A 21701-nucleotide genomic window follows, 5' to 3' on the forward strand; every position below is an offset into this window, starting at 1 on the left:
CACCGCCACCGCCGCCGCCACCGGCGTACTGCGGCGTTACACCACCGCCACCACCGCCGCCCGAGGCGGCGTTCGCGGTCACCGTGACGTTGCGCAGGGTCAAGGTGCCGGCGTTGTAGATGCCGCCGCCCTGGGACACCAGCGCATCGTCGCCGCCGTTACCACCGTTGCCTGCCACCATGCCCCGGGTAATCACCAGGCCATCGAGGGTGGCCGTGGTGCCGGACGTCACTTGCAGGATCTGGGTTCGGTTCTGACCGTCGAGAGTCACCTCGGCGACGTTGTCGTTATTGAGGTCGCCATCGATGGTGATGTTCACGTCGACCACCAGCACCGAGGTCAGCCCGACGATCATGCCGGTGTTGAAGGTGACGATGTCGCCGTTCTCCGCGGACGCCAGGGCGGCGCGCAGGGAGCCCACGCCGCTATTGAGGTTGTTGGTGGCGGTCCAGGTGGCCAGGCCCCATTGATACTCGCTCATGGCATTGGCCGAGAGCACGTTGGCGCTTTCGATGCTGCCGGTGGCGATTTCCAGGTCCCAGTCGCCGCCCAGGCCCGTGCGGTCGTTGGACGCCGCCACGTCGCGGCCGGTCAACTGCGCCAATGAATCGACCAGACTCAGGCCACGCTCGCCTTCGCCGGTGTAGCAGCCATAGATCAGGATATCGCCACCGGCGTTCATGTCCTGGCCGATCTGCGCCAGCACTTCGCTGCGGGCCTGGACGTTGTCCGCCGACAGGTAGCTGTTGCCCAGCCACAAGTCACCGGCGTTACCGTGGGCGATGATCTGCACCGAGCTGATGCCCTGATGGGTGTCCAGGTAATCGGCAATCTGCTGCAAGCCGTCTTTGGTGGCATCCAGTTGCACCACCTGGGTACCGGGCGCCACGCCTTCGAGCAGGCTGGCGGCATCCTTGACCCGGGAATCGACGAACACCACAGACTTGCCTGGGACGGCAGCCTCGGTGGCGTCAGTCTGACCTTGAGGCGCATGGTTGTCGGAAGGCTGGTCGACCGTCGGCGCCTTCGCGGCATCAGCGGTCGGCTGCGCGTCCGGTTGCGCGGCGTCGGCCACGGTTGCCGCCACCGCGCCGTCGAACAGCATTCGCGGCTCCAGGGACATGATCATTGGCGATGCCAGGGCCTGTGCGCCCTCGGTTACCCGCGATTTGCCTTTGCTCCACCACATGACGATCACCTGGACTCGAACTTCTTGAACACGCAAATGAAAAAAACCGCAGTCAGCTGACGGCGGCGTCGGTTTTCATACGAATGACATTGGCGGCGCTTGCGGACCCATCGCGCCAGAATGACAACTCGGCATACTTTTCAAACAGATCCGGCGGCAGCAAGGTCCGCCGGGCTTGCGGCGCGACCTTGGGCTTGACCTTGTGCAGGCCGGCAACGCCCAGGGCCTGGTCGAAGGCCGGTGCGTCGTAGGTCAAGTGATTGAAATCGTGTTCGAACCAGGGTTCGCCGATGAAGTCGTACACCAGGCGCATCACCCGCTCCGGGGCCTGGCTCAACAAATCGTAATCAACGATCAGCAGCGACTCGGCGTTCTCACCGTAGTAAGCCTCTTTGAGCGCCGTCCAGGCGAACCCCACCAGACGGTTGCGCTGGGCCAGGGTTTCACAGCGGCTGTAGACGGTGTTGCGCTCGTCATCGTCGTTGAACAGCTTGGTGTTTTCGAACGGATTGGCGCGGTAGAGCCGCTCCAGGCTGTCGAGCACCCAGGCGACGTTGCGCACACAGGCGATGGTCTTGGCTTGGGGAAACAGATCCTGCAGGGCAGGCAAGCGTGCGCACCACTGACGGTTGGTGTCGAAGATGACCGGCTTGTCGGATTTGTCGGCGTAGTAGGAGTCGAAGAGACCGCGCAAAAGGCGGCGGCGCAGGTCGGTGTCGATCACCGAACCGAACTCGCTGCCAGCGCTGCATTGCTGCAGGACGCTGCTGAACAGCGTGCCGACGGGACTGGTCATGCCGGCGTGAAAGCGCGGATTCTGCAACAAGATGGCAGAAAGCAGGGTCGAGCCTGAGCGCGGTAAACCGGAAATGAAGTGAAACTGCGGCAATCCATTCACCTTGTTTGTAGTCCCTTTGTAGCCGAAGCGTAGCCGAGGAAACAACCTTCGCCTAGTAGTACTTTGATATCAGATTCATCCCAAGCCATAAAAGAAGATGGACGGTAGCGACGCTCGGGAACCTGAATCGATTAAGCCGTGTCGCGACATTTTTCCGCCTGCTTCGCTCGGCAGAATCAAACATCCCGGTCTACGCTCAGCCGTGCGTGACCAGGCCAGGGATTAAGGAGTAGGGCTGATCGCACTTCTCGTCCCTCGAGCCCTGCCGGCATGCCATACCAACAATCTGAAGGGATGAGGAATCTATGGAAGTATTCATCGGCACTATCCAGTCATTCGCCTTTAACTTTGCACCCAGGGATTGGGCCCTGTGCAACGGTCAGACGCTTTCCCTTTCTCAATACCAGACCTTGTTCGCCCTGATCGGCGTGACGTACGGAGGCAACGGCCAGACCACCTTCATGCTGCCCAACCTGCAAGGTCGCCTGCCCTTGGGCCAAGGCAATGGCCTGGGCCTGACCCCGCGCGTCATCGGTGAAGTCTCCGGCACCGAAAACGTCAGCGCCACGCTCAACAACCTACCCAACCACACCCACACCCTCACCGGCATCACCGCCTCGACCACCCTGCAGTTGGCCAACCCGGCCAGCAACCCGGTGAATACGCCAACGGCTACCAACTCGTTCATCGGCACCTCAGGCACCGGGCCGGGCTCGGCAGCGATCTATTCCGACCAGATAGGCGCTTCGCCAGTGCCGCTGCAAGGCGTGACCACCGCGGTCAGCGGCTCGGTTTCCGCCACGGGCAACAGCATGCCCATGGCGGTCATGAACCCGTTCCTGGCCATCAACTTCAGCATCGCCCTTCAAGGCTACTTCCCATCCCGCAACTGATGAGCTGCCGGAGGGCTGCGGTCCTCCGGCCTTTTGGAGTGTCGACATGCTGCAACAGGTTCATAGCCGCCATTTCCAACCGCTGCTGGGCCAGACCGGCCGCCTGACCCTGCCCGACGGCAGTTGCCTGCCGGTGCGCTTCGAAACCCTCGAAGAAACACCTCGGGCCAAGATGCCGAACACCGAGCGCATGCCGTTCAGCGTGGAATTCAACAGCCTGGAAAGCACGGCGTTCGTGGACGGCCTCTGCGGGTTGGAGGTGCCGGAGCTGGGCAAGATAGAAGGGGTGTTCGTGTCACGGATACCGCCCATGGGACGGGATCCGGCGCTGGGGTATTTCTACATCGCGTTTAACTGATCACACAAAACCTGAGTTCAAAACAAACCTATTGTCGGAGCGGGCTGTGTGGGAGCAAAGCTTGCTCGCGATCCAGGCGCTGCGGTCCTCAAGAGACCGCGGCGTTTTCATCGCGGGCAAGCCTTGCTCCCACACAGCCCGCTCCCACAGGAATTTATAGTGCCTGCAAGACTTGCTCAGTCGCCTTTCGGATACCAGACCAACCGCTCCGCCGCCGGGTTGCGCTCTTGTACTTCGAAGCCCAGGGCCAGGTAGTGCCGACGGGCGTGGGGGTTGCTGGCCCAGACCACGGTCGCCACCGGGCAACGGATCTGTTGTGCAGCTTTCTGCACCCCTTGCAGCACCGTCCGGCCATAACCTTGCCCACGCGCCTGGGGGATGAAGGCCAGGTACAGCACGCGGATCTCATTGGGGCCGAAATCCGTGCTCAAGGCGCCGATCGCGGTGCCGAGTTTTTCCACGACGTAATGCATGGCGTTGGGGAAGTTCTCGCCCAACCCTTGCTCCTGCACCTGGAACTGCTGGGCAATCACCTGTTGCACCTGCTCAGGCTCGCCATCGATCCATTGCAAGTCCGGTCGGGCCGCCTGGTACAGGCTCTGCAAGAACGGCCCATCGCTGACCCGCGATGGACGCACCACCAATCCCTCTGCCGCCACTGAATCCATGCTTGCTCCTTAGAACCCGCTTTCCCTGACACCCAACGCCGCCAACCGACGCCAGGCCGCTCCCAACACCGACTCGCCCTTGCCCTGCAACACCGCCACGCCGCGCAGCGGTTGCACCGGCGCCGACGCCTCGTCGACCGCACTCAGGCGCACGCCGTATTGCGCCTGCACCGGCTCGGCCCGTTGCTGCGAGTCGCGGCGCACCGCAATCGGCCCGTGATGGTCGGACGTCAACGCTTGCTGTTCGACCCAGGCCACGCCGTTGGTGTCGATTTCATTCAACTGCACGGCAATCGAGGTGTGCATCGGATCGTCAGCAATGAACCGTCCCGTGGCACCCGGCTCGACCCGCCAAAGCTCAGCTTCGGTCAAGTACCCGCGCAGCCGCGAATCGGTCTGCACCACCCGCGCCAGCGCCTGCGTCGGTGACAACCAGCGGCCTACCGACAGTTGCGGCAACAAGTCGCGTACCTGGCCGGCATGGGGCGCACGCAGCAACAGGCGTTCACGCTGGGCAACCAGGCCGCGGTACTCGGCCACCGCTTCGGCCAGTTGTTGTTCGATGATGCCGGCATCGGCGGCGGTTTCGCTGCGCCCGGCCTGACGACGCATCTGCAACTGCTGGATCTGGATTTCCCGACGCACGATCGTCAGGCGTGACGCCATATCCGGCGACTCCAACTCAATCAACACATCGCCCTGGGCCACGGTCTGGCCGTCGCGCACATTCACTTGCTTGACCCGCGCCGCCACCGGCGCGTGCAAGGCACTGGCGCGCCCGGCCTCGAGCATGGCCGGCACTTCCACCGCGCTGCGCCAGGGCAACAGCAACACCAGCAGCAACGCCAGCAAAACCAGGCCGCTCAGCAGCATCCGCCCACCGTGAGCCTGCTCACGGCGACTCCACCATTGCCGCCATTCATTCACGATGGGCATAAAAATGAACCACGCCAATTCCACCATCATCAGAAAAATGCCCAGCACCTTGAAGAACAGGTGATAGACCGCCAGGGCAATCCCGAAAAACAACAATGCCCGCCACAGCCAGGAGCCATAACCCCACACCAGCAAACGCCGGCGCATCTTCGGCGACCAGGGTTCCGGCGCCGCCGCGCCGTAACCGAACAAGGCTTCGCGCAGGCGCCAGCGGCACAGGGCGAACGCACGCCCCTGAAGGTTATCCACCGCCCAAAAATCACTGAGCAGGAAATATCCATCGAAGCGCATGAAGGGGTTCAGGTTGATGATCAACGTGGTGATCCAGGTGGCGCTGGCGAGCATGAACGCCGCGGTGCGCGCCGGCCCGTCGGGCAGCAGCGACCAGGCCAGCAACGCGATGCACGCCAGCAACAGCTCGGCCAGGACCCCGCCGGCACCAATCAGCAACCGCGCGCGACGATCGTTAATCCGCCAGGCGTCGCTGACGTCGGTGTAGAACATCGGCAACAGCACCATGAACGCCACGCCCATGCTCTGCACACGACAACCGGCACGCTTGGCCATGAACGCATGGCCGAATTCGTGGCACAGTTTGGCGAAGAGCAACGCCGTCCCGAACGCCAGCGCACCGCCCAGGCTGAACAGGTGCGGAAACGTCGCGATGAATCGCTGCCAGTCCCGCGAAACCAGGAAGATGCCGACGCCCAGGGTCAGCGGCAGGCCATAGCGCAGGATCCCGGGGCCAAACCGCGCCAACCAGGGCCAGGCCCGGTTGAGAAAGGCGTCCGGGCGCCACAGCGGAATGCGAAAAAACAGGTATTGATGCAGCAGGATCTGCCACAGGCTCTGGCGCTGTGCGGCGGTCTTGGAGAGATAGCTGTCGCGCTGTTGCGGGTCCATCGCGCTGATCAGATCATGGCCGCGCAAGAAGCCCAGCAACTGCTCCAGCGATTCGCCATTGAGCGGCAGGCCCGGCTCGCGGTTCGCCGCCTGCAACACCCGTTCCGGATCACCCAGGGACCAGTGGCGCAACATGCGCATCGCCGCCGCGCCCAGCTTGAAATAGCGCCCGCGCACCGGATCGGCCAAGGTCCACTGCGGCGAACCGTCCGGGTCCGGCGCCGCCGGGGACAGTTGCAGGTCCGGCCGCAGGCTCGGCAGGTCCATGCTACAGGCCTACGCTCTGGCGCAGGCCGGCCAGTGGTCGACGCAGCAGGTACAACGCCAGCGGCGCGCGGTCGCCGAAGACCTTCGCCGTACCTCGCAGGCCGATACGCGGCGCTTGAGCCTCGAAACGCGCATCCAACCGATACGCCAGTTGCCCGGCGGCGGTCGGCTGCGCTTCATAGGCCGAACGTTCGAGCCAGGCCAGGTGCCGCTGCAACGGGTCGCTGTCGAGAAACAACGCCACTTGCGCACCGGGCTCCAGGGCAATCGCGTCGCCCACCGCCAACTCAATACGCAACTCGGCCTGGTTCGGATCGGCGATTTCCATCAGCCGCTCGCCGGTCTGCACGGGCTTGCCGAGCCAACGCTCGGCGTCGGCAAACACCGCGATGCCGTCCCGCTCGGCGCGGACTTCGCTGCGTTTGAGCAGCTCAAGGGCGTAGTTGCGTTCGGCGCGTTTCTGTTCGACGCGGGCGGCCAGCAAATCAATCTTCGAACTCGATTCCGCGTCGGCAAACGAGCGCTGGGAGTTGGCCTTGAGTTCCGCCTCGGCCACGCCCAGCGCACGCTCGGCCACATCGGCCTGGGCCTTGAGGCTGGTGCTTTCGAAACGCAGCAGCAGGTCGCCGTTCTTGACGGCCTGGTTGGGCTTGACCAGGAACTCGGCGATCACCCCATCCAACGGCGCCGCCACCACCTGCCCGCCCAGCGGCACCACTTCGGCCGGGGCCAACACCGACTGGCGCACAGGGATCAACAAGCCCAGCAGCAACACCGCCACCAGGGCGACCTGGCGCTTGCGCGTCCAGCGCAGGCGCCACGGCTTGCGCGGTTGCAACGCCAGCCACGCATGGCTGTAGGTGTCGCCCAGTTGCGACAGCAGCACTTGTTCGGGCGGGGTCCAGGGCAGGTCGCGGGCCAGCCACAAACCACCGAACACCTGGCCCTGATGATCGATCAACGGCAACCAGAACACTTGCCCGGCCGACAGGCTTCGCCAGTCTGCCCGGATGGACTCGCTCACCCCATCGGCGGCAATCACCCGGGCCTGCTTCAGCACCCCTTGCTTGAACAACTGTGCCACCGCCTGCTCGACAAACGCCACGAACGGCGCATTCGGCTCCACGGTACTGACGCCAGTCACGGTCTGGACCTTACCGGCAATCAACAATGCGGCGTGGCGAAACCCGAACAAGGCCTGGCCGTCGTTGACCAGGCTGTAGCCCAACTGCGCTGGCGTTCGTGCGGCCCGGGTCTGGCGTTCAAGGTCGAGGAAGCGGGCAAACACCTGCTCGGCGCCGCCCGATATCGGCGCGTTCACTTGGGCTCCGCGAAACGCGCCGTGCCGCTCATGCCCGACAGCAGGCCGCTGGCATCCGGCACGTTCGCCACCAGCAGCAGGGTCTGGCTGCCCTCGTCGATGCGCGCACCCAGGCGCTTGACCGTCGCTTGCAACGGCTTGCCAGTTTCATCGGGAACAAAGGTAAAGGGCTGGCCGGGCTTGAGCCTGTCCATCCAGCGTGAAGGCACCAGCAGGTGAATCTCCAGGGTGCGGTTGTCGACCACATCCAGCAACGGCGCGCCGGCTGCGACGCTTTCATAACGCTGGACCTTGCGCGCCACCACTTGCCCGTCGAAGGGTGCGATCACGCTGCAGCGCTTGACCTGGACCTGATACACCTGGGACTGCGCCTGGGCCTCGCTGAGCCGGGCCTCGGCCCGCGACACCTCGAAACGCCCGACGGATTTCAATGCTGCCAATTGCCGGTTATGCGCCAGTTCTTCACCGGCCCCACGGCTGGCCGCCTGGGCCGCATTGAGCTGGGCCTGATAGGCCGAGCAATCGAAACGCGCCAGGGTGTCGCCCTTCTTGAACGACTCGCCCTCACTGAACGGCAACTCGACGATACGCCCGGCCAACTCGCTGGCCAGCACCGCCTGATCCCGCGCCCGAAGCACCCCTCGCGCCTCGTTGCCAGACGCACTGGCCGAAGCATTGCTCTCCAGCAACGGATCGTCGGAAGCCGACGTCTGCGCCTGGACCCCGCACGTTATGAAGGCCAATCCCACAACCCAACTGCTCAAACGTCGCATGACCGTTACTCCCTGACGGATGGGCGGAGTCTACGACAGCGGTGGGGGGCGTCAAGGGAGTAGCGGTGTGAGGTGAGAAATATGGTGGTCATACACACCCTGTGGCGAGGGGATTTATCCCCGCTGGGGCGCGAAGCGGCCCTGAAAACAGTCATCTCGGTGTATCAGGCTGTTGGTCTTTAACCATTTAGGCCTGCTGCGCAGCCCAACGGGGATAAATCCCCTCGCCACAGGTTATGTGGTTGGCAGACATCGCGCTGCCTACTCCACCAACCTCAACACCCCATCGCAATACACCACCTCACGCCCCAACCACCCCACATCCACCTGAGGCAATACCGCCGAAGGTTTGCGCAATTCACGCAGCAGCGTCGAGCCGTGGGACAAGCGGCCGCCCATCCGCGCGATCACAGCCCGGGCGCTTTGATAGTGGGCATGGCGGCCAGGGTCCAGGGTGTCTTCCAGCAGGATGTCCTCGCCCAAAATACCTTGAGCCTGCCCTGGGTAGATCAAGAACCCACTCGCCTGTTCGGTGCCTTCACGACCGTCTTGCCAGAAGCTGCCGTCGCGGCTGCGGCTGTCCGGGTGCGGGGCGAACCAATGCGCCCGGTCCACCGCCGGCATGGCGTGATGCAAGCGAAAGAAAATCCGCATCAGGTTGTCGCGATACCATTCGCGCACCTGCAAGTAGTAACCGCGCAAGCCTGGCAGACCGGTCGAATGGGCCAGGCAAATCGTCAGGGGCCATTGTGGGAAGGCCTGCAACGGCAGCGCAGTCGCAGCCGGGCGAGGCGTCGCTGGGTCGGTTTCCCAAGGCAGCCGATGCGGGCTGTGTTCAAGATTGTCGTAGGCGGTTGGTGGCCGGCCCAGCCAGTCGCCGCCACTGCTGGCCAAGGCACTGGCGATGCACAGGTTGCCTTGCACCACGAACACGTAGAAACGGGTAAACCAGTCGGCCAGTTGCTGGCCGTCTGCGCCTTGTCCGGTCAGTTCGTGCAGCTCTCGATCAAAACGTCGCAAGCCGTTTTCCAGCGTCAGCAAATGCCTGCGGGCGATGCGTTGCATGCCCAGGAACAACGGCAGCGAACGCAGCAGGCGCAGCGGCCGCCAAGGCAGGTGCGGAGTCGCGCCGCCGACCTCGCCGGCGTAGCTGCTGGCGCTGATGCCCCAGTCGACCAGCCGGGCGAGAAACAAATCATTGTTGATATACGAAGCGCCGCCGAACACCGCCGTGAAAGGCTCGTTGTCCTGCAGCACCCGCGAATCCCAACGCGCCATGATCGCCGGAATGCTCGCCGCCGCCCGGCGCTGAGCGTACTCCACCAACACGCTGGGTTGCGGCGGCAGGATCTCGGCGATGTTGGCGGCGGTCAGGTGGCGGCGCCAGCCGTAATCGCTGATCGGTCGGTATTGCAGCAGCCAGAGTTGCGTGCCGTCCCAGGCCCATTCAACGTCGCCGGGTACGTAGTGGAAGACCCGCAGCACGCCTTGCAGGAAACGCCACAGCAGATCTGCAGTCAGGCCATGGGCGGGCTTGAAGGTGTCGCTGTTCCACGACGCGCCGAGGCGGGAAATGATCGCGCGCTCGGGGCTCACGTGACCGTCGGCCAAGGACTCCAAGTGACCTTCGACCCATTCCAGTTCGACTGACAGGTGACGCACAAAGGCTATCCCGGACAGCCGTGGTGTGATGAAGCGCTGCACCACCACTTCCTCGACACCTGCCCCACTCAACTCGGCAATGCGCGCCGGCACGTTATGCGTCGGCTCGCGCAGGAACGTGGTGCTCAAGCCGGCATTGGCCGCATCGGCCTGATCCTCCCCGTAACTGGAGGAACGCACGGCCCAGATAGCGTCCGGCTGGCTCTTCAGAAAGTTTGGCAAGCGCGGGTCAGCGCAATCGTTGAGCGACAGCGCCGCAGGCACCGGCTGCCCAGCCAACGCCGCCAGACGCAAGCGGCCGCCCTTGGTATGCGCGACGAAGCCACGCTCGCCGGACTCCAGCCACGCCGCGAACTCAGCGGGTGAGTCGATCCACGGATAGTGGCCCCAGCCGGGCTTCACGCTGATGGTCAAATCGGCACGGGCCAGAATGGCCGACCAGGCCGCCGCCTGCGCGACGCCCAGTACCTTGTCCTGATCGCCCCACACCAGTTCGACCGGGTCGGTGATCCACTCCAGCAATGGCAAGGCGGTGTCGGCACGCACCAAGTCCCAGTGCGGCACAAAGGCGCGGCAGCGGGCATAGCCGGCGCCCATCCGCTGGTACTGCGCGGGCGTCCAGGCCTGGCTGGAAAACTTGTGGGCAAACAGCGTCGGTTTGTTCGCCAGCAGCCAATGAATGGTCTTGCGAATCGGCAGCGGCGACATCAACGCTGGCAGCCGTCGTTGCCACAAAAACGCACCCACCGGCGCCAGCAACACACTGCGGCAAAAGTGCCCCGGCTGACGTTGCAAGGCGTGCAGCACCAGCAAGGCGTTGACCCCGACCGCCATGATCGCGCTGCCCTTGTCCGTTGCCGCCAGCAATGCCTGGGCGTAGGCCGCCAGGTCTTCGCAGGGAGCCTGAGGGTTGCTGCCAAAGCCAGGCAGCTCCAGCGGCACCACGTCGTGGTGTTGAAAATGCGGCAACGCGTCGTCCCACCAATCGGCGGCGCTGCCGTTGCCGGCCAGCAGGTACATCCGGGGCTTGCTCATGGGCGCTCCTCAGGCCAGGTCGCGCAGGGCAGCATCAAGCGTCGGGTAACGGAACGTATAGCCCGCCTCGACGAGACGACTTGGCAACACACGTTGGCCGTCGAAAAACAACTGGGCCATTTCGCCTGCCAAGGCACGCACTGGCGCGGCGGGAATGTGGAACCACACCGGGCGCTTGAGCACCTTGCCAACGCTTTCGGCGAACAGCGCCTGACTGACCGTTTCTGGCGCCACCAGGTTGTAGGTGCCGCTCAGGCTTTCGTCATCGAAGGCCCGGGCGATCACCTGGATCACGTCGTCGCGATGCACCCAACTCATGATTTGCCGACCGTCACCCATCCGCCCGCCAAACCCCAGGCGAAATGGAATCAGCAACGGCAACAACGCACCGCCCGGACCAAACACCACGCCCAGGCGCATCACCACCTGCCGCACGCCCAACTCCGTGGCAGGCCGAGCCGAGGCTTCCCAACGCACACAGAGTTCAGCCATGAAACCGTCGCCCTGGGCGGCACTTTCATCGAGGCTTTCGCTGGCGTCACGCACGCCATAAAAACCGACGGCCGAGGCCTGTATCCACAACGCCGGTTTGTGCCGGGCGTTTTTCAACCAGGCCATCAAGGCTTCAGTGGTATTGACCCGACTGGCGATGAGTTGCGCCTGGCGCGCGGGGCTCCAGCGCGGCCCGGCGACCGGCGCGCCCGCCAGGTTGATCACCACATCGAAGGTTTCGTCATGACCCAGCTTGCCCAGCGAGCGCAGGCAACGGGCGCGGCCATCAAACAGATAGGCCGCTTTCAATGGATCGCGAGCCAGCACGCTGACTGTGTGCCCGGCGTCGAGCAATTGATTGACCAGCGTCTCGCCGATAAACCCGGTGCCCCCGGTCACCAGCACGCGCTTGTAGGCACCACCGGCAAACGGATTGGCGGGCTTGCCCGCGCGTTGCATGCGCAAGGCCGCCAAGCCGTCGCGAATCCCCGAGGCCGTAACCCCGATGGCGAACAAGGTCAGCAGCCAACCGCGCCAGCCGAGGTCGATCGCGCTCAGGCCGGTGGGCAAACTCGCCCACTGCGCCAGTTGCACGCCGTACAGCGCGAAGAAGGCCCCGCCGTTGACCGCCAGCACCGTGTGCATGATGCGCTCGATGGCGGGCAGCTTGCGGCTACGGTCCTCGACCACGAAATCCCAGAGCGTCAGGCCGATCTCCAGTGCGAACAGCAGCGCGATGACGATCGCCCAGGTGCCTTCGAAGGCCAGATGCGCCATGCCCAGGAACAGGATCCCGTAAAAGCACGAGCGCAAGGCGTGAATGGACAGCTCCAGCCGCGCACTGTGGCGATAGGGCAAGGCGACGGTGAGTTCGTGGTGATACAGGGTATCCAGCGCACCGAGGATCGCTTGGGCAATCAGCAGGGTGATGGCCCAGTCCAGCAGTGAAAAGTCAGGCATGGTTTGAATCACTCGACGCGTTGTCAGTCAGGGAGGTGCGGCGGTCGTGGCGATAGAGCCAGAACAGCGGCGGCAGTAATAGCAGCAGCGCGAGACTGTCGAGCCACAGGTGCGACCAGACTTGGGCCTGGGCGGAAATCAGCATGTCCTGGGGTGCCCAGAGCAGAATGCCGGCGATTAACCATCCCCAAGGCATGGCGCGTTTCAATCGATTGCCGATATGGACCAGGGCGAGCATGTACAGCCCATAGCTCTGCAATGTGGCGCCGAACAAGGCCAGCCACCAGACTTGTTGCGCGCGGGCCGTGGCGGGCACGACATTGACGCCCCAGAAAGCCTGCTCGATGTTCTGCAGATAACCGTCGAGCAAGCCCGAATGACCGGCCCAGGTCAGCGTGACGCCAGCGAGCAGGTGCATCAGAGCGCCGGCATATAACCAAACGACCAGGGCTTTGCGAAAGGGGCTGTGAGGGGTTGGCATTCCATGTCCTGAAGGCTTGCTTGAGGGCGGCCAGTCTAAAGGAAATGGGAGGGGCTTTACTTGGCTAATGGCCCGGGCAGCGAGAAATAAAATCAGTCGTCTGGAGCACTTGAAACCCAAGCCGAACACCGTTGTGGCGAGGGGATTTAGCGAAACGTCGCACCGCCCCGCTGGGCTGCGCAGCAGCCCTAAAGCCAGTCACCTCGGTGTGTCAGGTTGTTGGTCTTCAGCCCATTTGGGGGCTGCTTCGCAGCCCAGCGGGGCGGTGCGACGTTTCGCTAAATCCCCTCGCCACAGGTTTGGTGTGCTGCTTGCGTACAGCAACGTCCTAGGAGATTTCCTTCAAGTTGCGGCGATGTTGGTGAACTTGTCCGCCTTTGGGCTCACCGCTAGTCTGGGTTTGTCACTGAAAAAACGGTGACACGGACGTGCAAGTCCGAACAAACTGTTTAGGATGCAACGCTGCATCGCTCAGGGGCTTTCTTCTGCCCTCTGGCTTTATGGCGGCTGCGCGCAGGAGATCCTTGGATCTGCTGGGTGTCCTAAACAGGCCCGGTCTTGCACACCTGCGTACGGCCGCCACCCCATTCGCGTGCAAGCGGACGGTGACGGTTCCCAACTAATTACTGTTTAGGGTATCTCTCATGTTCAAAGTAACTCCAAATCCGCCAGGAAATCCTGGCAACACGTCCGACAAATCCTCGAAATCCAAAAAACTCGACGAAGCCGCCGAGCGCGCCCTCGACTACTACCTCAACCCCAAACCCACCGATGAAGCCCCGGGCAAAACCCAAGCATCCCAACTTTTCATGGTCGCCCCGGACATCGACACCGAAACCCTGTTGGCCAATGCTTCCGAAGACCTGCTGTCCATCAGCGCCATCGCCGCCGACTTGGCCGATGACGTCGACGGTTCGCGCCGCAGCGTCATCCTGGCGATCAGCCGGATGGCCGATGGGGTGCATTTGCTGGTGGAAAGGGCGATGGATCGGTTGGAGGTTCAAGCAGCGGGCTGACAGGCCTGCGGTGAATTGAAAACCGCTTTCGCGAGCAAGCCCGCTCCCACAGTTGATCGGTGTTGATTTCAGTATTTCGGTTCAACACAAATCCAGTGTGGGAGCGGGCTTGCTCGCGAAGGCGTCAGCCCAGGCAACCCAAAACCCTTGGCAAGGGAGTATTACTTAATCACCGCTGCATCCCCCAGCGCTTCACCGTCACCCGCTCCAAACTGTCGAACACCAGGTTCTCCACCAGCAACCCGATCAGAATCACCACCGCCAACCCGGCAAACACCTTATCTGTATACAGCTCGTTACGGTTCTGGAAGATGTACCAACCCAAACCGCCCTTGCCACTGGTCGCACCGAACACCAGTTCGGCAGCGATGAGGGTGCGCCAGGCAAAGGCCCAGCCGATTTTCAGCCCGGCGAGGATCGACGGCAGCGCCGCCGGGATCAGGATGAACAGCACAAAACGCAGGCCCTTGAGCCCGTAGTTGCGCCCGGCCATGCGCAGCGTTTCCGACACGCCAAGAAACCCCGCATACATGTTCAACGCCAGCGCCCACAGCACCGAATGCACCAGCACGAAAATCAGGCTGTTCTGCCCCAGGCCAAACCACAACAACGCCAACGGCAACAGGGCAATGGCCGGCAGCGGGTTGAACATCGACGTCAACGTGCTGAGCAGGTCGCGACCCAGCTGGGTCGACACGGCCAGCGTGGTCAAGCCAAACGCCAGGACGATCCCCAGCAGGTAGCCCTTGAGCAGCACCACCAGGGAAATCCACACCTTGCCCAGCAGCTCGCCGCTGAGCAAACCGTCGTACAACGCACTGGCGGTTTGCAGGAAACTCGGCAGCAGCAGGTCGTTGTTCTGGTAACGCGCCACGCCCTCCCACACCAGCGCCAGCAATAACAGGATCAGACTTTTGCGCAGCCAACCCTGTTGCCAGAGGCGCTGGCCCAAGGGCAACTCGCGCTCCAGTGGCACGTGGGTCAGGGGTTGCAGATCGACTTCGTATTCTTCGCGCGCAGGCGATAACTGGCTCATAAACACTCTCTTTTCAAATCCTGGCACCGCCCCGTAGGAGCTGCCGAGCGAAGCGAGGCTGCGATCTTTCCCCTGACGCTTGAGTCTCGGACGAAAGATCAAAAGATCGCAGCCTCGTTGCACTCGACAGCTCCTACAGGGTCAGTGGGCGATACGGATGTCGGCGAAATCCAGCTCACGCTCGGTGTCCGGAGACTGGTTTTCATCGAACAGCAACCGATGAATCCGCCGCGCCGTGTGCTGGAACCCCACGCCGCCGAGGCTGTGCAGATCGTATTGATGGCTGTGGATTTCCGCCCGTACCCTTCCTGGGTGCGGTGACAGCAGCAGGATGCGATTGCCCACCACCAACGCTTCTTCGATGGAGTGGGTGACGAACAGCAACGTGAAACGCACCTCCTCCCAGAGCAGCAGCAATTCTTCCTGCATCTTGCGTCGGGTCAGGGCATCGAGGGCAGCGAAGGGTTCGTCCATCAGCAGGATTTTCGGCTGCATCGCCAGCGCTCGGGCAATCGCGACGCGGGCCTTCATCCCACCGGACAAGGTGTGTGGGTAGGCATCGGCAAACGCCGCCAGGCCGACTTTGTCGAGGTAATGCAACGCCCGATCCTCGGCCTCGCGGCGCTTGAGCGTGCCGGATGCCAGCAGCGCGAACATCACGTTCTGCTTGACGGTTTTCCAGGGCGGCAGTTGATCGAACTCCTGGAACACCACGATCCGATCCGGTCCCGGCGCGCTGACAGTCTGGCCTTGCAGGCGAATCACGCCTTCGCACGGCGTGATGAAGCCGCCAATGGCCTTGAGCAAGGTGGACTTGCCGCAACCCGATGGGCCGAGCAGTACGAAACGGTCCGCCGGGTCGATTTCGAAACTGACCTGGTGGGTGGCCCGCACCACCCGCTGCGGGGTGCGGTATTCCAGGCTGACGTTATCCACCGACAACAACGCCGTGCCAGTGGAGGTGGGGTTGCTGGCCGCGTGGCCTTGCAAAAGCGCGTTCATGACAATCAGCTCCCCTGCAACGGTTTGGCGTCCTGGAAGAAATAGTCTTCCCACGACGCTGGCTTGTTCTTGATGGCGCCGACGCGGTAGAGGAATTCCGCCAGCGGGTAGGTGTTTTTCGGGCTGACGGTGAATTCGATCTGCGGGTTGTCGATGATCTTCAGCAACGTCGCCCGGTCGATCTTGGCCTTGGTCACCCGCAGGTAGGTGTCCGCCGCCGCACCTTTGTCCTTCTGGGCGAACTCGGCCGCTTCGGTCAGCGCCTCGACGAATGCCTTGTAGGTTTTCGGGTTTTCATCGCGGAATTTCTCGGTGGCAAACAACACCGTGGGCGAATTCGGCCCGAGCACGTCATAGGAGTTGAGCACCACGTGGACGTTGGGGTTTTGCAGGGCCTGGTCCTGGAACGGCGGGTTGGAAAAGTGCCCGGTCAACTCGGTGCCGCCGGCAATCAACGCCGCCGTGGCGTCTGGATGCGGAACCGCCAGGGTGTACTTGTCGAGGCGATTGAAGTCCTTGTCGCCCCACTGTTTCGCAGCGGCGTATTGCAGGAAGCGCGACTGCACCGAAACGCCCACCGCCGGCACCGCGATGCGGTCCTGCTCGGTGAAGTCGGCGATGGTCTTGACGTTCGGGTTGTTGCTCAACAGGTAATAAGGGAAGTTGCCCAGGGAGGCGACGGCTTTGACGTTCTGCTTGCCACGAGTGCGGTCCCAGACCGTCAACAACGGCCCGACGCCGGCCCCGGCAATGTCGATGGAGCCCGACAGCAACGCATCGTTGACCGCCGCGCCGCCGGACAACTGGGTCCAATCGACCTTGATCTCGATGCCTTCCTGCTTGCCGTATTTCTCGATCAATTGTTGATCACGGACCACGTTGAGCAGCAAGTAAACAATGCCGAACTGTTCGGCGATACGAATCTCGCCCTCAGCGTGGGCGCTGGCCGGCGCGACCAGGCTGCCGGCCAGCAAACTGAACCCCAGGCCGATGCCGGCGGCCAGCGGTGCAAAAGCAATGCGTTTGGACATGGTGATTCTCCGGGCTCTTTGCGCAAGGCGCAGCCGATCAGAAAGGGGCGTCGCCCTGGATGGTGGTGCGGTACAGCTTGCGGCGCAGATGACTCGGGCAACCGGCGGCCAAGTGGATCAGCGAGCGGTTGTCCCAGAACACCAGGTCATGGGGCTGCCATTGATGGCGATAGATGTTCTGCGGCAGCACACTGTGGGCATACAGCTCGGCCAGCAGCGCGGTGCTTTCGTCTTCCGGCAGACCGACGATGCGGGTGGTGAACCCTTCGCTGACGAACAACGCCTTGCGCCCGGTTTCCGGATGGGTGCGCACGATCGGATGCACCACTTCGGCAACCTGGGCCAGTTGCTCTGGCGTGAGCGTAGGGCGCCAGTTGCCTTCGAATTTGGTTTCGCTGTAGCGCGCCGTGTAGGAATGCGCCGCCGAACGGCCTTCCACGGCTTTACGCAGCGCTTCGGGCAGAGCGTCCCAGGCTTTGTGCATGTCGGCGAACAACGTGTCACCGCCTTCACTCGGCAACTCCTGGGCGTGAAGCATCGAGCCGAGGCTGGGCAGTTCTTTATAGGAAAGGTCCGAATGCCAGAATTTGCCGGCATCGCCGAGGCCGATGGATTGGCCGTTTTCGATGATGTTGGAGACGATGAGGATTTCCGGATGCCCGGCCAGCAGGAACTGCTTGAGCACATGGATCTGCAGCACGCCAAAACGGCGACTGAAGGCGATCTGTTGTTCCGGGGTGATGCGTTGGTCGCGGAACACCACGACGTGATAGTCCAGGTGTGCGCGGTGGATGCGGGCGAAATCCTGGTCGCTGATCGGTCGGGACAGGTCCAGCCCGACGATTTCGGCGCCTACGGCATCGCGGAACGAGCGGATGTCGAACGACTGCGGGGCAATGTTCGCGATAGGTGAATCTGGAGAATAAGAGACGGCTGGCATACATCACTCCCACGCACGGCGCGCTTGAACAGGCGCGCAATCGATCAAAACTCACGGCGTTACCGTGTTGGTTTATGTCGTGCGGCGCGCCGATTGGTCGGCAGGTACGCAGGGGGGTGAGTTTAAGGATATAAGCAGCAGAATTTAAATACCGTTAGCGAATAACGATATGACCCGGAATTTGGCACTGCACCGCTGTGGGAGCAAGGCTTGCCCGCGATGAAGGCAACGCGATCCTTCAGGGACCGAGGTGCCTGTTTCGCGAGCAAGCTTTGCTCCCACACATGGGAATGATCAACCAGGGTACTAGCGCTCGTGCAACGCCTCGGACCGGGCCTTGATGATGGGTTTGAGCAGGTAGCTGAGCACGGTTTTCTTGCCGGTGATGATGTCCACAGACGCCACCATCCCTGGGATGATCAGCAAGGGCTTTTCAGGCGTGCCCAGGTGGCTGCGTTCGGTGCGCAGCTTGATGATGTAGTAGGTGGTTTTCTTGTCTTCATCGGTGATGGTGTCGGCGCCGATCTGTTCCAGCTTGGCTTTCATCCCGCCGTAGATGGTGTAGTCGTACGCGGTGAATTTCACCGTGGCGTCCTGACCGGGGTGCAGGAAGGCGATGTCCTGGGGACGGATTTTCGCTTCCACCAGAATGGTGTCGTCCAGCGGCACGATTTCCACCAGGTCACTGCCGGGCTGGATCACGCCGCCGATTGTGTTCACCAGCAACTTGTTGACAATGCCACGCACGGGCGACGTCACCAGGGTCCGGCTCACCCGGTCTTCCAGGGCTTTGCCGGTGGCCTGGGCCTTGTTCAAGTCGGTGCGAGCTTCGTTGAGCTGGGTCAGGGCTTCACTGCGGAACTTGCCGCGGGTCTCGTCGATCTTGCGCTGCACTTCCTTGATCGCCGATTCGGCACGCGGGATCGCCAGCGTCGTGGCGTCCAGTTGCCCACGGGTCTCGACTTCGGCGCGCTTGAGCCGCAGCACTTCCACCGGCGATACCGCGCCCTGAGCCACCAGCGGCTCGGACATGTTGATTTCCTGGCGTTGCAGCGCCAGGCCGGAGCGGTACTGCGCCTGCTTGGAGACGAATTCGCGCAGTTCCTGCTGGCGCTGGATCAACTGCTCCTGCAAGCCGCCGATTTCATCGTGCAACTGCTGGCGGCGGCTGATGTACAGCGACTCCTCGCTGGCGGCCTGGCCCGGCACCGCCTTGAGCACGTCGGCCGGGAAATTCAGCGGCCGGTCATCGACCTCGGCACTCAAGCGCTCGACCCGCAACAGCATGGACTGGCGGTCAGCCTCGGTTTCGCCGACGTTGGAGACAAACCGGGTGTCGTCCAGGCGAATCAACGGCGCGCCGGCGTCGACGATCTGCCCTTCCGTGACGAACAGCTCAGCAACGATGCCGCCTTCCAGGTTCTGGATTTTCTGGATCTTGGACGAGGGAATCGCCTTGCCGTCGCCCTTGGTCACTTCGTCGATCACGGCGAAGTTGGCCCACAACATCAGGAACACAAAGAAACCGATGATGCCCCAGATCGTCAAACGCACCACCCGGGGAGCGTCCTCGATCAGCGCCTTGTTGACCTCGGGCAGCGGTTGGCCGTGCAGCGAGTCGGAACCTTTGAAATAGCGACCCACAGCGCCCTTTAAGCCGGTTTTAAGCAACACTGATCTGCCCCTTCTTCAACGCTTCCATGACAGCGGCTTTCGGGCCATCGGCGAGGATCTGTCCACGGTCGATCACCAGCAGGCGATCCACCAGCGACAGCAGGGATGCCCGGTGCGTCACCAGCAGCACGGTCTTGTTTTCCACCACGGCGGCCAGGCGCTGTTTCAAGCGTTCTTCACCGGTGTTGTCCATGGCGCTGGTGGGTTCGTCCAGCAACAGGATGGGCGGGTTGAGCAGCAGCGCGCGGGCCAGGGCGACGTTCTGGCGCTGACCACCGGACAGGTTCTGTCCGCGCTCACCGACTTGCAGTTCATAGCCTTGCGGGTGCAGGCGGGCAAACTCATGCACGCCTGCCAGTTCTGCGGCCTGGAGCACCAACTCATCTTCGACGTACCGGGCGCCGGAAGTCAGGTTGTCGCGCAACGTACCGGCCAGCAGTTGGATGTCCTGGGGCACGTAGCCAATGTTGTAGCGCAGCTCGCTGACGTCGATCTGGCGGATGTCCACGCCGTCCACCAGCAAGGCACCATCGTCGGGTTGGTAAAGCCCCACCAGCAACTTGGCCAGGGAACTCTTGCCCGAGCCGCTGCGGCCAATGATGCCGATTTTCTCGCCCGGCTTGATCACCAGGTTGATGTTCTTCAGCGCGGTGTTCTGCTGGTTCGGGTAAGTGAAATTCAACTGGCGGCATTCAATGGCGCCCTGCAGGACCTTGCGGCTCAGCGGGCGCTCGTCGAAATTACGCTCCTGGGGCAGCTCCATCATCTGGTCGACCGAGGTCATGGTCACCCGCGCCTGCTGGTAGCGGGTCAGCAAACCCGACAACGACGCCAATGGGCTGAGGGCGCGACCGCTGAGCATGTAGCAGGCGATCAGCCCGCCCATGCTCAAGTTACCAGCGATGATCTGGTACACGCCGAAGACGATCATGATCACCCCGGCCAATTGCTGAATCAGCAAAGTGATGTTCATCGCCAGGCCGGACAGCATCTTCACCCGCAGTTCGAGGCGACTGAGGGTGCCGATGGTCTGCTCCCACTGATACTGGCGCTCGCTCTCGGCGTTGTTGACCTTCACCGCGTCCAGGCCGGCCAGGGTTTCGATCAGGCTGGATTGGCGCTCGGCGCCCAAGGCCATGGTTCGCTCCATGGTCGCCACCAAAGGCTTCTGCAGCGCATAGCCGATCAGCAGGGCAATCGGGAACGCCAGCACTGGAATCCACACCAGGTGCCCGCCGAGGATCGCGATGACCGCGAAGATCAGCAGGGTGAACGGCAGGTCGATCAGGCTGGTGAGGGTCAGCGAGGCGAGGAAGTCCCGCAGGCTCTGGAATTCATGGATGTTCTGGGCAAAGCTGCCGACCCGCGCCGGGCGGTATTTCATGGCCATGCCGACGATGCGCTCGAACAGCGTCGCCGAAATGATCAGGTCGGTTTTCTTGCCGGCCAGGTCCAGGCACAGGCTGCGCAGCATCTTCAGGATCAGGTCGAACACATAGGCGCCAGTGATGCCGACAGCCAGCACCCACAGGGTCGCTTCGGCCTGGTTCGGCACCACGCGGTCGTAGACGTTCATCACGAACAGCGGCGCGGCCATGGCAATGATGTTGATCAGCAGGCTTGCCGCGATAGCATCGGCATACAACCAGCGTGACCGCTTGAGGGTGTCGCGAAACCACGAACGCGCCCGGGGAATCAGCGTGCCGTGGTTCACGTCAAATTTATGCTGCGGCTGGGCGAAGAACACCTTGCCGCTGTAGTCATCGGCCAGCAGCTCACGGCTGACCGTGACTTCACCACCCTCGCTTTCGCTGAGCAGCAGCCGCGCCTGGTCATCGCCGACCCAGCCCAGCAGCACGGCGCTGCGGCCGTCCTTGAGCAGCAACAGCGCCGGCATGGCGATGGTCGGGATTTGCTCGAGCTTGCGTTGCAGCACCCGGCCTTGCAGCCCGGCGCGGGCCGCCGCGCGCGACAATAATTCGACGCTCAGCCGTTGCTTGGGCAGCGGCAGGCCGGTGGTGAGCATTGCCGCACTGGCCGGCTTCTGATGCAGCATGCAGAGCGCCAACAAGCCGTCCAGCAGCGGGTCGTCGTGCAGCGTGCGCGGATCATGAACGAGTTCAACTGGACTGACTTCTGATTCCACGCTCGACACTCTGACTGATT

General features: G+C 62.8%; 18 protein-coding genes. 3 read left to right on the forward strand and 15 right to left on the reverse strand.

All coding sequences use genetic code 11. The features are described from left to right. Together CFII68_RS0126240 and CFII68_RS02860 are read right to left on the reverse strand one after the other, a co-directional pair. Positions 1-1189: DUF4347 domain-containing protein (locus tag CFII68_RS0126240; RefSeq protein ID WP_033062910.1), on the reverse strand; the 1189-nt coding region annotated here is incomplete at its 3' end. A gap of 52 nt (positions 1190-1241) precedes the next feature. Next, complete coding sequence (locus tag CFII68_RS02860; protein ID WP_033062911.1) at positions 1242-2087, reverse strand: sulfotransferase; 846 nt, start codon at positions 2085-2087, stop codon at positions 1242-1244. 305 nt (positions 2088-2392) lie between these two features. On the opposite strand from CFII68_RS02860, the gene CFII68_RS02855 reads away from it, so the two are divergent. Together CFII68_RS02855 and CFII68_RS02850 are read left to right on the forward strand one after the other, a co-directional pair. Beyond that, positions 2393-2980 carry a phage tail protein gene (locus tag CFII68_RS02855; RefSeq protein WP_018613174.1) on the forward strand — a complete coding sequence of 196 codons (588 nt, stop codon included), beginning with the start codon at positions 2393-2395 and terminating at the stop codon, positions 2978-2980. A gap of 46 nt (positions 2981-3026) precedes the next feature. Further along, positions 3027-3338 carry a hypothetical protein gene (locus tag CFII68_RS02850; RefSeq protein ID WP_018613176.1) on the forward strand — a complete coding sequence of 104 codons (312 nt, stop codon included), beginning with the start codon at positions 3027-3029 and terminating at the stop codon, positions 3336-3338. 176 nt (positions 3339-3514) lie between these two features. On the opposite strand, the gene CFII68_RS02845 is transcribed toward CFII68_RS02850, so the two are convergent. The 7 genes from CFII68_RS02845 to CFII68_RS02815 form a co-directional block, all read right to left on the reverse strand. Continuing rightward, positions 3515-4006: a GNAT family N-acetyltransferase gene (locus tag CFII68_RS02845; protein ID WP_018613178.1), complete on the reverse strand. Its 492-nt coding sequence runs from the start codon at positions 4004-4006 to the stop codon at positions 3515-3517. A 9-nt stretch (positions 4007-4015) separates the two neighbouring features. Further along, the gene (locus CFII68_RS02840) at positions 4016-6112 is read right to left on the reverse strand and encodes a biotin/lipoyl-binding protein (RefSeq protein WP_018613180.1); all 2097 of its coding nucleotides are present in this window, start codon (positions 6110-6112) and stop codon (positions 4016-4018) included. Position 6113: 1 nt separating this feature from the next. Next, positions 6114-7433, reverse strand: a complete 1320-nt coding sequence (locus CFII68_RS02835; protein WP_018613182.1) for an efflux RND transporter periplasmic adaptor subunit — start codon at positions 7431-7433, stop codon at positions 6114-6116. Then, a complete protein-coding gene (locus CFII68_RS02830) occupies positions 7430-8206 on the reverse strand; it encodes an efflux RND transporter periplasmic adaptor subunit (protein ID WP_018613184.1) in 777 nt (258 codons plus the stop codon). The genes CFII68_RS02835 and CFII68_RS02830 overlap by 4 nt, the downstream gene beginning before the upstream one ends. Positions 8207-8467: 261 nt before the next feature. After that, the gene (locus CFII68_RS02825) at positions 8468-10903 is read right to left on the reverse strand and encodes an alpha/beta hydrolase (RefSeq protein ID WP_033062912.1); all 2436 of its coding nucleotides are present in this window, start codon (positions 10901-10903) and stop codon (positions 8468-8470) included. Between the two features lie 9 nt (positions 10904-10912). Next, a complete protein-coding gene (locus CFII68_RS02820) occupies positions 10913-12355 on the reverse strand; it encodes a TIGR01777 family oxidoreductase (RefSeq protein WP_018613187.1) in 1443 nt (480 codons plus the stop codon). Next, complete coding sequence (locus CFII68_RS02815; RefSeq protein ID WP_018613190.1) at positions 12348-12836, reverse strand: hypothetical protein; 489 nt, start codon at positions 12834-12836, stop codon at positions 12348-12350. The genes CFII68_RS02820 and CFII68_RS02815 overlap by 8 nt, the downstream gene beginning before the upstream one ends. Before the next feature lie 644 nt (positions 12837-13480). Between CFII68_RS02815 and CFII68_RS02810 the strand changes: the two genes are divergently transcribed. Next, positions 13481-13852 (forward strand): DUF6124 family protein, encoded by a 372-nt coding sequence (locus CFII68_RS02810; protein ID WP_018613192.1) that lies wholly within the window; start codon positions 13481-13483, stop codon positions 13850-13852. 169 nt (positions 13853-14021) lie between these two features. On the opposite strand, the gene CFII68_RS02805 is transcribed toward CFII68_RS02810, so the two are convergent. From CFII68_RS02805 to CFII68_RS02780, 6 genes are all read right to left on the reverse strand, one after another. Further along, positions 14022-14888: an ABC transporter permease gene (locus CFII68_RS02805; protein WP_018613194.1), complete on the reverse strand. Its 867-nt coding sequence runs from the start codon at positions 14886-14888 to the stop codon at positions 14022-14024. Between the two features lie 141 nt (positions 14889-15029). Continuing rightward, positions 15030-15890 carry an ABC transporter ATP-binding protein gene (locus CFII68_RS02800; RefSeq protein ID WP_018613196.1) on the reverse strand — a complete coding sequence of 287 codons (861 nt, stop codon included), beginning with the start codon at positions 15888-15890 and terminating at the stop codon, positions 15030-15032. Between the two features lie 5 nt (positions 15891-15895). Further along, on the reverse strand, positions 15896-16921 hold the full coding sequence (locus CFII68_RS02795; RefSeq protein ID WP_018613198.1) for an ABC transporter substrate-binding protein: 1026 nt from the start codon (positions 16919-16921) through the stop codon (positions 15896-15898). A gap of 37 nt (positions 16922-16958) precedes the next feature. Next, entirely contained in the window at positions 16959-17861 is a 903-nt protein-coding gene (locus CFII68_RS02790; protein WP_018613201.1) for a TauD/TfdA family dioxygenase, read from the reverse strand. A 306-nt stretch (positions 17862-18167) separates the two neighbouring features. Next, positions 18168-19535, reverse strand: a complete 1368-nt coding sequence (locus CFII68_RS02785) for an HlyD family type I secretion periplasmic adaptor subunit (protein WP_018613202.1) — start codon at positions 19533-19535, stop codon at positions 18168-18170. After that, complete coding sequence (locus CFII68_RS02780; protein WP_018613204.1) at positions 19525-21681, reverse strand: type I secretion system permease/ATPase; 2157 nt, start codon at positions 21679-21681, stop codon at positions 19525-19527. The genes CFII68_RS02785 and CFII68_RS02780 overlap by 11 nt, the downstream gene beginning before the upstream one ends. Between the last annotated feature and the right edge of the window lie 20 nt (positions 21682-21701).

The sequence above is a fragment of the Pseudomonas sp. CFII68 genome (assembly GCF_000416195.1).
GTDB classification, from domain to species: Bacteria; Pseudomonadota; Gammaproteobacteria; order Pseudomonadales; family Pseudomonadaceae; genus Aquipseudomonas; species Aquipseudomonas kilonensis.